This window comes from Nocardioides jensenii JCM 1364 = NBRC 14755 (assembly GCF_001552535.1).
Taxonomy (GTDB): domain Bacteria; phylum Actinomycetota; class Actinomycetes; order Propionibacteriales; family Nocardioidaceae; genus Nocardioides; species Nocardioides jensenii.
In genome coordinates, this window is the sequence record NZ_BCRJ01000058.1 from 1 (window position 1) to 13,020 (window position 13,020).

General features: G+C 69.6%; 11 protein-coding genes. 4 read left to right on the forward strand and 7 right to left on the reverse strand.

Annotated elements, in window-relative coordinates; translation table 11 throughout:
* Positions 1–114 precede the first annotated feature (114 nt).
* Both NJ4_RS13110 and NJ4_RS13115 read right to left on the reverse strand, forming a co-directional pair.
* Positions 115–711, reverse strand: a complete 597-nt coding sequence (locus NJ4_RS13110) for a TetR/AcrR family transcriptional regulator (RefSeq protein WP_067435670.1) — start codon at positions 709–711, stop codon at positions 115–117.
* Between the two features lies 1 nt (position 712).
* The gene (locus NJ4_RS13115) at positions 713–2,485 is read right to left on the reverse strand and encodes an AMP-binding protein (RefSeq protein ID WP_067435673.1); all 1,773 of its coding nucleotides are present in this window, start codon (positions 2,483–2,485) and stop codon (positions 713–715) included.
* 97 nt (positions 2,486–2,582) lie between these two features.
* Here NJ4_RS13115 and NJ4_RS13120 point away from each other — a divergent pair, with 97 nt between their 5' ends.
* Positions 2,583–3,965, forward strand: coding sequence for a class II fumarate hydratase (locus NJ4_RS13120; RefSeq protein ID WP_067435676.1), 1,383 nt, complete (start codon positions 2,583–2,585; stop codon positions 3,963–3,965).
* On the forward strand, positions 3,962–5,356 hold the full coding sequence (locus tag NJ4_RS13125; RefSeq protein WP_067435677.1) for an acyl-CoA synthetase: 1,395 nt from the start codon (positions 3,962–3,964) through the stop codon (positions 5,354–5,356). The genes NJ4_RS13120 and NJ4_RS13125 overlap by 4 nt, the downstream gene beginning before the upstream one ends.
* Positions 5,357–5,363: 7 nt before the next feature.
* On the opposite strand, the gene NJ4_RS13130 is transcribed toward NJ4_RS13125, so the two are convergent.
* From NJ4_RS13130 to NJ4_RS13140, 3 genes are all read right to left on the reverse strand, one after another.
* Positions 5,364–6,023, reverse strand: coding sequence for an aggregation-promoting factor C-terminal-like domain-containing protein (locus tag NJ4_RS13130; protein ID WP_067435680.1), 660 nt, complete (start codon positions 6,021–6,023; stop codon positions 5,364–5,366).
* A 202-nt stretch (positions 6,024–6,225) separates the two neighbouring features.
* Positions 6,226–7,464, reverse strand: coding sequence for a PhoH family protein (locus tag NJ4_RS13135; RefSeq protein WP_245644562.1), 1,239 nt, complete (start codon positions 7,462–7,464; stop codon positions 6,226–6,228).
* Between the two features lie 380 nt (positions 7,465–7,844).
* Positions 7,845–8,621, reverse strand: coding sequence for an isoprenyl transferase (locus NJ4_RS13140; RefSeq protein ID WP_067435686.1), 777 nt, complete (start codon positions 8,619–8,621; stop codon positions 7,845–7,847).
* Between the two features lie 91 nt (positions 8,622–8,712).
* On the opposite strand from NJ4_RS13140, the gene trhA reads away from it, so the two are divergent.
* The gene (gene trhA / locus NJ4_RS13145) at positions 8,713–9,432 is read left to right on the forward strand and encodes a PAQR family membrane homeostasis protein TrhA (RefSeq protein ID WP_067435689.1); all 720 of its coding nucleotides are present in this window, start codon (positions 8,713–8,715) and stop codon (positions 9,430–9,432) included.
* 20 nt (positions 9,433–9,452) lie between these two features.
* Here trhA and NJ4_RS13150 read toward each other — a convergent pair whose 3' ends face one another.
* Positions 9,453–10,376, reverse strand: coding sequence for a DUF1353 domain-containing protein (locus NJ4_RS13150; protein ID WP_067435692.1), 924 nt, complete (start codon positions 10,374–10,376; stop codon positions 9,453–9,455).
* Between the two features lie 98 nt (positions 10,377–10,474).
* Between NJ4_RS13150 and NJ4_RS13155 the strand changes: the two genes are divergently transcribed.
* A complete protein-coding gene (locus NJ4_RS13155; protein ID WP_067435695.1) occupies positions 10,475–10,867 on the forward strand; it encodes a hypothetical protein in 393 nt (130 codons plus the stop codon).
* Positions 10,868–10,911: 44 nt separating this feature from the next.
* On the opposite strand, the gene NJ4_RS13160 is transcribed toward NJ4_RS13155, so the two are convergent.
* A complete protein-coding gene (locus NJ4_RS13160) occupies positions 10,912–12,900 on the reverse strand; it encodes a thioredoxin domain-containing protein (protein WP_067435697.1) in 1,989 nt (662 codons plus the stop codon).
* Positions 12,901–13,020 lie beyond the last annotated feature (120 nt).

Below are 13,020 nucleotides of genomic sequence, written 5' to 3' on the forward strand. Positions count from 1 at the left end.
CCACACCACCACCAGGTTCTCCACACCACATCCACAGGCTCGACAGCGGCAGCCGGGGACCCGATCAGGAGACAGCGCACCACGAGGTTCGACCTGCCCCAGGACGGCAGCCGATCAGGCGCCGATCCCGGGCATGGTCGCGAGCACGGCCGCGAACTGGGCCAGCTCCGTCTGCCGTCGTCGTACGTCGTTTCGCAGCATCGCGCCCAGGCCGATGCCGCGTGTCAGGTCGATCGTCAGCCGCACCGACTCCTCGGCCGAGGGCACCGCGCGGTCCACACGAAGGAGCTCGGCCGTGGTCCGGAACAGCTCGCGACTGAACCGACGCTCGAGCGGCATGACGAGATCGTGCAACGTCGGATCGGTGGATGCGGCGACCCACAGGTGCGTGGCGGCGCGACCGTAGGGACCTGCCCAGAGATCGGTGAGCAGCTCGACGACCGCCAGAGGCCGGTCTCCACTGTCGGCGACACGAGCCTCCTGCTCTCGCATCTCACGGGTGAGCTGGTCGGTGACCGACTCCACGGCCGCCCGCACGAGGTCGTCGCGGGTGGCGAAGTGATGCTGCGCGGCCCCACGGGAGACTCCCGCCCGTGCCGCCACCGCGACCACCGAGGTGCCCGCCCAGCCGACCTCGGCCAGACTCTCGATGGTCGCGTCCAGCAACCGCTGCCGGGTCGCCCGAGACCGAGACTGCTGCGGCTGGCTCATGTCACTCGTAGAGGCGTGCGATCACGTGGGCGTACTTCTCGTTGATCGGCTTGCGGCGCAGCTTGAGAGTCGGGGTGAGCACCTCACTGCCGGGCAGCCAGTATTCGGGCAGCACCTCGACCTTCTTGACCTGCTCGACCCGCGACAGCTTCGCGTTGCCGGCGTCGATGCCGGCCTGGACCGCGGCCAGGAGCTCCGGGTTCTTGGCCAGCGTCGCCGGGTCGGCGGCAACGCCCGCCTTCTCGGCGAAGGCGGCCGAGACGTCGGGATCCAGCGTCACCAGTGCCACGTTGAAGGCGCGTCCGTCGCCGATCACGGTGATCGTGGCGGCCAGCGGCGTGGTGACCTTGAGAGTGTTCTCGATGTTGGACGGCGACATGTTCTTGCCCGCCGAGCTGATGATCAGCTCCTTCTTGCGGTCCACGATCGTCAGGTAGCCGTCGGCGTCGAGGGTGCCGACGTCGCCCGTGTGCAGCCAGCCGTCCTCGTCGATGGCCTCCCGGGTCTTGTCGGGGTCGTTGCGATAGCCGGGCATGACGCCCGGGCCACGGAACAGCACCTCACCATCCTCGGCGATGCGGACCTCAGTGCCGGGCAATGCCGGGCCGACACTGCCGACCCGGGCCTTGCCGGGCGGATTGATCGTGCCGGCGCCGGAGAGCTCCGACATGCCCCACAGCTCGCACACGTTGATGCCCAGCCCCATGAAGAACTTGAGGGTCTCCGGTGCGATCGCAGCGGCACCCGACCAGGCCCACTTGAGCTCGGCCATGCCGAGAGCCTCACGGACCTTGCCGAGAACCAGCTTGTCCGCCAGGTCGAACTGCACCTTGTCGAGGCCACCGAGCCGGCGGCCGGCGAGCTGGGCCTCCGCGTTCTTCTCGGCCATGCCCAGCGCCCAGCCGGCCAGCTTCTTCTTGACCGGGCTCTCCTCGGCGGCCAGCTTCGCCTCCACGCCCATCTTGATCTTCTCCCAGACCCGCGGCACCGCGAACCAGATCGTCGGCCGGGCGTCGGGCAGGGCGGTGGCGATGGCGCGCGGGTCGGCGACGTAGGTGACCTGCACCCCCGTGGTCGCGGAGAAGTACTGCGCCGAGGCGCGGTCGGCGATGTGGGCCGCTGGCAGGAACGAGGTGATCCGGTCACCGAACTCCACGTGCACGACCTGCAGAGCCGCGCGCGAGGTCTCCAGGAGGTTGGCGTGGGTCAGCTGCACGCCCTTGGGCGGTCCGGTCGTGCCTGAGGTGTAGATCAGGGTGAGCACGTCGTCCGGTTCGACCGCGCGCCAGGCGGCATCGAAGTCGAAGTCGGGGTCCCCCGACTCCTCGACCTCGGCCAGGCTCGCGGTCGCGCCTTCCGGCAGGTCGCCGGCTCGCGCGTCGACCACGATCACGTGCTCGAGAGCGACACCGGAGGCGAGGATCGCCGGCAGCAGCGCGAGCTCGGTGACCACCGCCTTGTTCCCCGCGTTGCCGAAGAGGTAGTCGATCTGGTCGGGCGAGGAGGTGTTGTAGATCGAGAAGGCGACCACACCCAGGTGCATCGCTCCCGCGTCGACCCACGCGAACTCGGGTCGGTTGGTCAGCATGATCGCGAGCGTGTCCCCATGCCGAAGCCCCAGCCGATGGAGACCCGCGCTGACGGCGCGCACGTGGTCGGCGTACTCCTTCCACGTGACCGAGACCGCGTCCCCGGGCGTGCGCAGCGCGACCGCGTTCGGGTCGATGGTGACGGTTCGCTGGAACGCCTCACAGATGGTGGCGGGATCAGACATGACGGGTCTCCCTCACGACGACGATGGCCGAATGTAAGCCACGTCACATCAGCAAAGCAAGCATCCCTGCTTGTTTATCACCGGCTACCGTCAGGCCATGAATGATTTCCGCATCGAACACGACTCCATGGGTGAGATCAAGGTGCCGGCCGAGGCACTGTGGCGGGCCCAGACCCAGCGGGCCGTCGAGAACTTCCCGATCAGCGGCTCGGTCCTCGAGCCGCGTCACATCCGGGCCCTGGCCCTGGTCAAGAAGGCCGCGGCGCGGGTCAACGCCGACCTCGGCGTGATCACCGCAGGCCAGGCGGAGGCGATCGTCACCGCCGCCGACCGGGTCGCCGCCGGCGAGCACGACGACCAGTTCCCCATCGACGTCTTCCAGACCGGATCGGGCACCAGCTCGAACATGAACACCAACGAGGTGCTCGCCTCACTGGCCGCGAAGGCGGGGGTCGAGGTGCACCCCAACGACCACGTCAACGCGAGCCAGTCCAGCAACGACACCTTCCCCACCTCGATCCACGTCGCCGCGGCGACCGCAGTCGTCGACGACCTCTTCCCGGCTCTGGACACGCTCGCCGCCTCCCTCGAGGCCAAGGCCGAGGAGTTCAAGGACCACGTGAAATCGGGGCGCACGCACCTGATGGACGCCACCCCGGTGATGCTCGGCCAGGAGTTCGGCGGGTACGCCGCCACGGTGCGCTACGCCCGCGAACGCCTCGACTCGGCGCTCCCCCGGGTCCGCGAACTGCCCCTGGGCGGCACAGCGGTGGGCACCGGCATCAACACACCGCCCGGGTTCGCCGCAGCCGTGATCGAGCAGCTCAGTGAGCTGACCGGGCTCGAGTTCATCGAGGCCCGCAACCACTTCGAGGCCCAGAGCACCCGTGACTCCCTGGTCGAGCTCAGCGGCGTGCTGCGCACCTACGCGGTCGGGCTGACCAAGGTCTGCAACGACCTGCGCTGGATGAGCAGCGGCCCCACCACCGGACTCGCCGAGATCCATCTGCCCGACCTGCAACCCGGCTCGAGCATCATGCCCGGCAAGGTGAATCCGGTGCTTCCCGAGGCGACGCTCCAGGTCTGCGCGCAGGTGATCGGCAACGACCTCGCGATCGCCACGGGCGGCGCGGCCGGCAACTTCGAGCTCAACGTGATGCTGCCGATGATCGCTCGCAACCTGCTGGAGTCCATCCGCATCCTGTCCACCAGCTCGACGCTGCTCGCCGAGCGGTGCGTCGACGGGATCACCGCCGACGTCGAGCGGATGCGCACGTACGCCGAGTCGTCGCCGTCCGTGGTCACTCCGCTGAACAAGTACATCGGCTACGAGAACGCCGCCAAGGTCGCCAAGAAGGCGATGGCGGAGAAGCAGACGATCCGCGAGACCGTGGTCGCGATGGGCTTCGTCGACGGCAAGCAGCTCACCGAGACGCAGCTCGACGAGGCGCTCGACCTCGCGTCGATGACGCACCCATGAGCTCCCACCTGCTGGCCGGCCTGCTCGACGCGCGGACCGACCGCCTCGTGACCGTCGCCGGCACCACGTTGTCTCATGCCGATCTGCTCGGCGCCGCCGGCGCGGTCGCCGAGTCCCTGGTCGGCCGGCAGCGGGTCGCGGTGTCGGCCACTCCGACGATGACCACCGTCGTCGGCGTGACCGGCGCGCTGCTGGCCGGCGTCGAGGTCGTTCCCGTGCCGCCCGACTCCGGGTCCGCCGAACTGCGACACATGCTCACCGATGCCGCTCCCGATGCCTGGCTGGGCGGGGCCCCCGACGAGACGACGCTGCCGACGATCGACGTCGACGAGGCCGCGCGGGCGTCGTACGAGCCGGGGGTTGTCGACTCCGAACGCATCGCCTTCGTGCTCTACACCTCCGGCACCACCGGCCTGCCCAAGGGCGTGCTCCTCTCCCGCCGCGCACTCACGGCCGGCCTCGACGGGCTGATCGACGCCTGGGGGTGGACGGGTGACGACACCGTGGTCCACGGGTTGCCGTTGTTCCACGTGCACGGGCTGGTGCTCGGCGCACTGGGGCCGCTGCGAGTCGGCGGCAGCCTGGTGCACGTCGGCAAGGGAACCCCCGAGGCGTACGCCGGAGTGGCCGGCACCATGTACTTCGCGGTGCCGACGATCTGGTCGCGCATCGCCGAGGCACCCGAGCATGCTGCTGCCCTGCGTGATGCGCGACTTCTGGTCAGCGGCAGCGCGGCCCTTCCGGTGCCGGTCTTCGAGCGGGTCCGGGAGCTCACCGGGCACGAGGTCGCCGAGCGCTACGGCATGAGCGAGACCCTGATCACCGTGGCCACCCGCGCCGACGGCGTGCGACGTGCCGGATGGGTCGGCGTCCCCGTCGACGGTGTCGAGACTCGCGTGGTGGGTGACGACGGAGCTGCCGTCGCCCACGACGGTGAGTCGGTCGGCCGGCTCGAGGTGCGCGGGCCGACGCTGTTCAGCGGCTACCTCAACCGCCCCGAGGCCACCGCGGAGTCGTTCACCGACGACCGCTGGTTCCGCACCGGCGACGTGGCCGTCATCGACGCAGCCGGAAACCACCGCATCGTGGGCCGGGAGTCGGTGGACCTGATCAAGTCGGCCGGGTACCGCATCGGTGCCGGTGAGATCGAGTCGACCTTGCTCGGTCACCCGGCGGTGGCGGAGTGCGCCGTGATCGGCGTGCCCGACCCGGACCTCGGCCAACGGATCGTGGCCTTCGTGGTGGCCCACTCACCGGTCAGTGCGGCCGAGCTCACGTCGCACGTCGGCGAGGAGCTCTCGGCGCACAAGCGTCCGCGCGAGGTGGTGTTCGTCGACGCGCTGCCGCGCAACGAGATGGGCAAGGTGCAGAAGAAGCGCCTCGCTCAGTAGGGCGCGCTCAGTACCAGTTGTTGCTCTGGCTGTGGCCCCACGCGCTGCACGGCGAGCCGTAGCGGTCCTGGATGTAGCCCAGGCCCCAGCGGATCTGCGTGGCGGGGTTGGTGGCCCAGTCGGCACCGGCCGAGCTCATCTTGGAGCCGGGCAGCGCCTGCGGGATGCCGTACGCCGAGGAGCTGGGGTTGTCCGCGCTGGGGTTCCAGCCGCTCTCCTTGGTCCACAGCGAGTCCAGGCAGCCGAACTGGTCCGAGCTGAAACCGAACTCGGAGAGCAGGGCACGAGCCACGCTGCGCGGGTCGTCGTCGGTCGCATCCTCGGTGGCGACGACCGCGTTGCCGGTGGCGGTGCTGGTGGCGGCACTCAGCTCGGCCTGCTTGGCCGGGTCCGCGGCGCTGCGACGGTCGGAGCGCGACGGCTCCTCCTCGCGACGCTCGGCGAGGTCATCGGCACTCAGCGGCCGCACCGCGTCGAGGCTGGCGGCCATCGGGGTGACGTCGCGCTTGGCGACGGCACCGTCGTTGAGCATTCCTGTTCCGACAGTGGCGCCGGTGGCGGCCACAGCGATCGACGACAGCACGAGGGTGTTGCGCAGCGCCTTCTTCGGAATCCCGGCAGCGGTGGGTTGCTTGTGCTTGGGGATGTACTTCTTGTGCTTTGACAAAGGGGTACCCACGGGTTGAGGTCAGGACTGATCGATCGGCCAACGTGCCCCCCGGCGCCCGAAAGATCTTGACCACCCTGCATGACAGGGCCACTGCAGGCAAACCGGACACGGCCAATCCACAGGCGAGCCCGGTCACACCCGCGACTCATCAGTCACACGGGTCACACCGGGCTCGCCTCGCCCCACAGGCATCGCGTCACTACATCGTGACGTTCTCCAGCATCTCGGTGACCAGGGCCGCGATCGGCGACCGCTCGGAGCGCGTCAGGGTCACGTGGGCGAAGAGCGGGTGCCCCTTGAGCTTCTCGACCACGGCCACCACCCCGTCGTGCCGGCCGACGCGCAGGTTGTCACGCTGGGCGACGTCGTGGGTCAGCACCACCTTGGAGTTGGCACCGATCCGCGAGAGCACGGTCAGCAGCACGTTGCGCTCCAGCGACTGCGCCTCGTCGACGATCACGAACGCGTCGTGCAGCGAGCGGCCGCGGATGTGGGTGAGCGGCAGCACCTCGAGCATGCCGCGGTCCAGGACCTCCTCGATCACGTCGCGGGTGGTGAGCGCCCCCAAGGTGTCGAAGACGGCCTGCCCCCAGGGCGACATCTTCTCGTTCTCCGAGCCCGGCAGGTAGCCCAGCTCCTGGCCACCGACCGCGAACAACGGGCGGAAGACCACCACCTTCTTGTGCTGGCGACGCTCCATCACCGCTTCCAGGCCGGCACACAGGGCCATCGCCGACTTGCCGGTGCCGGCCCGGCCGCCGAGGGAGACGATGCCGACCTCCGGGTCGAGCAGCATCTCCAACGCGATGCGCTGCTCGGCCGACCGACCATGGACGCCGAACGCCTCACGATCGCCGCGCACCAGGTGCACCTGCTTGTCGGGCCCGACCCGGCCCAGCGCGGTGCCGCGGTCGGAGAGCAGCACGAGACCGGTGTGGCAGGGCAGCTCCCGGGCCGCCTCCAGGTCGAGCACGCCGTCGTCGTACAGCTCGTCGAGGTCGGCCGCGGCCACGTCGAGCTCGGCCATGCCGGTGTGCCCGGAGTCCTCGTTGAGGTTCTCGGCACGGTATTCCTGCGCGTCGAGGCCGACCGAGGACGCCTTGATCCGCAGCGGGAGATCCTTGGAGACGAGCGTGACCCGAGCGCCTTCGTCGGAGAGGTTCTGCGCCACCGCCAAGATCCTGGTGTCGTTGTCACCGAGGCGGAACCCGCTCGGCAGCGACATCGGGTCGGTGTGGTTGAGCTCGACCCTGATCGTGCCGCCCGCGTCGCCGACCGGAATCGGCTTGTCGAGTCGACCGTGCGTCACCCGCATCTCGTCGAGCATGCGCAACGCGGAGCGGGCGAAGTAGCCCAGCTCCGGGTGGTGACGCTTGCCCTCGAGCTCGGTGATCACGACGACGGGCAGGACCACCTCGTGCTCCTCGAACCGGCGCATCGCACCCGGGTCGGCGAGCAACACGCTCGTGTCGAGCACGTAGGTGCGGGTGGTGACGGTCTTGCTCTGCTTGGAGGCCACGGATCTCACCCTTTACGAACCGGTACGCGCACTCCCGCTCCCGGCTCTAACTCATCCACATGGACCGGGAAATCGCCCGAAGACCGGAGTGCCGGCCTCCGTAGGCACAGGCCGCCCCAGCGGCTGTGCAACAGTCGTGAACCTTCACGTCCGGGCCTCCCGATACAGCGAGCTTCCCCACTCGCCGGTACTGCGAAATTACGCCGGGTGACCAAGGAATTCGGGAGACACGCCCGAACGCAGGGTGAAGGTTGCGTGGCCGGGAGAGGCACCCGCTTCCCGGCCCGTGCCGGGCAGGCTCAGGCGCCGAACCTGCGCTCGCGCTCGGCGTAGGCCCGGATCGCGCGGAGGAAGTCGACCCGGCGGAAGTCGGGCCAGAACGCCTCGCAGAAATAGAACTCGCTCTTCGCGCTCTGCCAGAGCAGGAACCCACCCAGGCGCTGCTCCCCCGAAGTGCGGATCACCAGGTCGGGATCGGGCTGGCCCTTGGTGTAGAGGTGCTCGCTGATGCTGTCGACGTCGATGTCGTGGGCGAGGTCCTCGAGCGAGGTGCCCTTCTCGGCGTGCTCCAGGAGCAGGGAGCGTACGGCGTCCGCGATCTCACGGCGACCGCCGTACCCGACGGCGACGTTGACCAGCATGCCGTCGACCTCACGCGTCGCGTCCTCGGACTCCTTGAGCCGGCGGGCCGTGGCCGCGGGGAGCAGGTCGAGCGCACCGACGGGGTGCAGGCGCCAGCGTTTCTGGTCGGCCAGCGAGGCGACCGCGTCCTCGATGATGGTCATCAGCGGCTCGAGCTCGGCGGCGGGGCGGTTCAGGTTGTCGGTGGAGAGCAGCCACAGGGTGACCACCTCGATGCCGACCTCCTCGCACCAACCCAGCAGCGGCTCGATGTTGGCCGCCCCGGCGCGGTGCCCGTGAGCGGTGTCGGCGCCCACGGCCTTGGCCCAGCGACGGTTGCCGTCGAGCATCACACCCACGTGCTTGGGCAACCGGTCGGTCGGCAGAAACTTCACGACACGCGCCTCGTAGGCCGGGTAGAGCACCCGTCGAATCGCTCGTTTCCAGTCCGCCACGCCTCGATGTTACCGGGGTCGGGTCCTCATCTCGGGTGACCTGGCCCTCATTCCGCTGCGTCGCAACCTACGGTGCCGTAACTTGGAAACCATGAACGACATGATTCGCACGCGCCTCGACGAGGTGGTGGACCGCGCCCAGGACAAGCTCGCCGACGTGAAGCCGAAGCTTCGAGGCTGGCTGCACGCCTGCACGGCCCCACTGGCCCTGGCCGCCGGCATCGTGCTGATCGTGCTCTCCCCGACCCAGTCGACGCGGATCGCCTCGGCCGTCTTCGCGGCCAGCGCGCTGGTGTTGTTCACCGTCTCTGCGATCTACCACCGCGGCACCTGGTCACCCCGCACGTGGGCGTTCCTGCGGCGCTTCGACCACGCCAACATCTTCGTGCTGATCGCCGGCTCCTACACGCCGTTCGCCGTGCTGTTCCTCGAGGGGTCGGCCCGTCTCACCCTCCTCGCCGTCGTGTGGACCGCCGCCATCTCGGGCGTGTTCTTCCGCGTCTTCTGGACCGACGCCCCGCGCTGGCTCTACACCCCGATGTACATCGCCCTGGGCTGGGCCGCCGTCTTCTTCATCCCCCAGTTCATCGACGGCGCCGACCGTTTCAGCAACGGCATCGCGATCGCCGTCCTCGCCCTGGTGGCGGCCGGCGGTCTGCTCTACACGATGGGGGGCGTGGTCTACGGCTTCAAGCGCCCCGACCCCTCGCCCTCGTGGTTCGGCTTCCACGAGGTGTTCCACACCTTCACGATCCTGGCGTTCATCACGCACTACGTCGGCATCTCGCTGGCGACGTACTCCCTGCGCTGACGCCTGCTCCACCCACCGCCCTAGGCCACCCACAGCGCCAGGACGGTGGCTGCCGCGATCACGCTGACCAGCACGGCCAGGCCCATCACGATCAACGGCTGGCGGTCGGCGGACTTCTCGGTCACCTGGTAGAGCGCGGTCACGCCCAGCAACCCGACGGTGACGTGCAGCAGCACGGCCAGGCCGATGCCCATCACCCAGCCGGCCACCCGGAAACGCCCCCAGGCCAGCCCCAGCACCAGCGGTACGACGATCGCGCCGGCCAGCCCGCCGATCAGCTCCAGCCACCACGGCCGGTCGCCCATCCACGGCAGGTCCGGCGTCCCGCCGATGTCGAAGAGGTCGAGCGTGGCCAGCGCACCGAGCGCGATCACCACGAGGAGCGAGCCGCCGATCACGAGGCGGTGCCGCCAGGTGGTGGCCCTCGACCACGGCACCTGCTCCCCCTTGAGCAGGGTCGCCGTGGCCACCGCGGACCACACCAACCACCGGCGTACGACGCCCGTGCCGGTGTCGGCCATCGCGTCGCGGAAGATGCGGTCAGCCTCGACCCGGTGCACGGCATGCCCGCCCGTGGAGACGTAGGTCGGCGGCTCGTCGTTGCCGAAGCACAGACCGTCGTGCAACAGGGCCGCCGGCAGGTGCGCCCCGGTCTTGGGCACCAACCAGGTGAACAGGGTCGGCACCGACGTCAGGTCGGTGCGGAACGTGGCCGGATCGGCGGGCACCAGCAGCTCGCCGACATGCCGGTCCCGGTAGGCGATCCGACGCATCAGGACGAACTGCTCGTGGCCGTGCACCGACAGCCGCTCCAGGAGGATCTTGGGGTCCTCACCGGGATTCGGCGGCACCTCCGGCTGGTCGGCGACGGCGGGCAGCCCACCGTCGTAGAACCGCCGCGTCTCCTGCTCGACCTGCCCGCCCGCCACGTCCGAGATCTTCATGCCTCCAGAGTCGCAGATTCCGGTGGTCCCGGGGACGCAGACATCGAGGTGTCTCTTCCGGGGTGTAGCAAGCGCGCGATCGGGGAAGGCGACCACCCATGGCCACCGAAGACCCTGTCCCTGCTGCCGACCGTCACCGCCGACGGGTGCTGATCGTCGCCGTCGCCGTGACCCTGCTCCTCCTCGTGGGCGGTGCCCTGCTCTGGGCGGTGCTCGACAATCCCGACGATGCCTCCGTCGACGCCGAGCAGGCCTGCGAGATCGTCGACCGTCTGCCGGACGACATGACGCAGGATGATGCCGACACCTCCCGTGACCAGCTCCGGCTCGGCGCAGCGCTCGGCCTTGCCCTGGCAGCGCAGGAGGGCGACGACGACTACGACGCCCTCGCCGACGCCGCGACCAAGGCCCGCGGCGAGCTCAACATGGACTTCCAGCTGTCCCGGGACACGCTGGACGAGCTGCGCTCGGAGTGCGACGAGATCGACTGACCCCGATCCTCACCAAGATCGGTGCTCAGCCCGCATCCACCGGCTCAGGCGAGGGCGGCCGGGTCCGTCACCGGACGCTCGCAGACCATGTTGCGGCACACGTACGCCGCGGGCGCGTCGTCGACCTCGTCGCGGCCGACAAGAAGCGGGATGTCGTCGCGACCCGGCTCCACCACGAGTACGACGGCCCCGTGCCGGCGGCGCGCAGCCAGCTCGAGGCGGTCACGTTCGACGCCCGGCCGACCGACCACGACGATCTCCTCGGGCCCCTCGAGCATCGACTCGGCGACGGCCAGCGCCCAGCCGGCGAACCGGGGGGCGCGCTCGGCGAGGTGGGCGAGCACGCCGAGGGTCTGCTCGGCCGCGTCCCGATGGCGGCCCGAGCCGGTGAGGGCGGCGTACGTCGCGAGGGCGTGCGTCATCGCGGACTGGCCCGACGGGCTGGCGTTGTCGGAGAGCTCACGGGGCCGTGTGATCAGGGCCTCGGCGTCGGAGGCGGTGTCGTGGAAGCCGCCGTCGTCGGCACGGAAGCGGGCCAGGGCGTCGTCGAGCAGGGCGCCGGCACGCTCGAACCAGACCGCGTCGCCGGTGGCCTGCAGGAGGTCGAGGAACCCGGCGGCGACACAGCCGTAGTCCTCCAGCACGCCGTCGTGACGACCGACCACGCCGTCGCGCGACACCCGCAGGAGGCGCCCCTCGACGAGGTGTACGTCGACCAGCAGCCGGCCGGCCCGCACGGCCGCATCGACGTACTCCGGCCTGCGCAGCAGCGTGCCGGCCGCGCACAGCCCGCTGATCGCCAGGCCGTTCCACGCCGCGACCACCTTGTCGTCGCGTGCGGGCCGCACCCTGGCCGCACGTGCCTCGAACAGCCGCCGCTTCACGTCCTCGAGCCGGGCCAGGTCGTCGGGGTCGTGCAGCAGCTGCAGGGTGGAGGAGCCGTGCTCGAACGTGCCGGCGTCGGTCACCTCGAACGTGGCAGCCGCCCACGCGCCGTCCTCCTCGCCGAGCGCCTCGACCAGCTGGGCCGGGGTCCATGCGTAGAACTTGCCCTCGACTCCCTCACTGTCGGCGTCCAACGCGGACGCGAACCCGCCCTGCGGCGTACCCAGCTCGCGAAGCAGGAAGTCGGCGGTCTCCTCGGCCACCCGGTTGAGACCGCACCGTGCATAGAGGCCGAGCAGCTGCGCGTTGTCGTAGAGCATCTTCTCGAAGTGCGGCACCACCCAGCCGGCGTCGACCGAGTAGCGCGCGAACCCGCCGCCGATCTGGTCGTAGAGCCCGCCGCGCGCCATCGCCACGCAGGTCGCGTCCACCATCCGCCTCGCGAGCGACGGCTCGGTGGTCGAGCCTTCCTTGGTGGTCGCGCCTGTCGAGACCCTTCGGTCGTGTCGCAGCAGGAACTCCAGCACCATGCCGGGCGGGAACTTGGGCGCTCCCCCGAACCCGGCGTTCTGCCCGTCGAACTCCGTGGCCAGGGCACGCACCGCACTGTCGAGCACCTCGACGGTGACCAGCCCGGTCTCGAGGTCACCCTGCACCTGCAGGTGGGCGCCGATCTCGGACGCAGCACGGCGTACCTCGTCGGCACGAGTGACCCACGCGTCGGCAAGCGCCTCGAGGATCTGCATGAAGCTGGCGCTGCCGTGGCGCGGGGTGTCCGGGAAGTAGGTGCCGGCGAAGAACGGGTTGCCGTCATGGTCGAGCACGCAGGTCATCGGCCAGCCGCCGTGCCCGGTCATCGCCTGGGTGGCGTTCATGTAGACCGCGTCGACGTCGGGCCGCTCCTCGCGGTCGACCTTGATGTTGACGAAGTGCTGGTTCATGTACGTCGCGGTCGCGTCGTCCTCGAACGACTCGTGGGCCATCACGTGGCACCAGTGGCAGGCGGAATAGCCGACTGACAGCAAGATTGGTGTATCACGGCGCTTGGCCTCCGCGAACACTTCAGGTCCCCACTCCCACCAATCCACTGGATTTGAGGCGTGTTGGAGCAAATACGGACTCGTCGCGCTGGCCAATCGATTCGCCATTCTTGCCACCTTCTACCAGTGTGAGTTCGTATCAATTCTGGCCACTGATACAAACTCATGATACAAACTCGCGCCCGATCGGGCGTACGATGTCGATCTCGAAGGTCTGCGCTTGTCGAG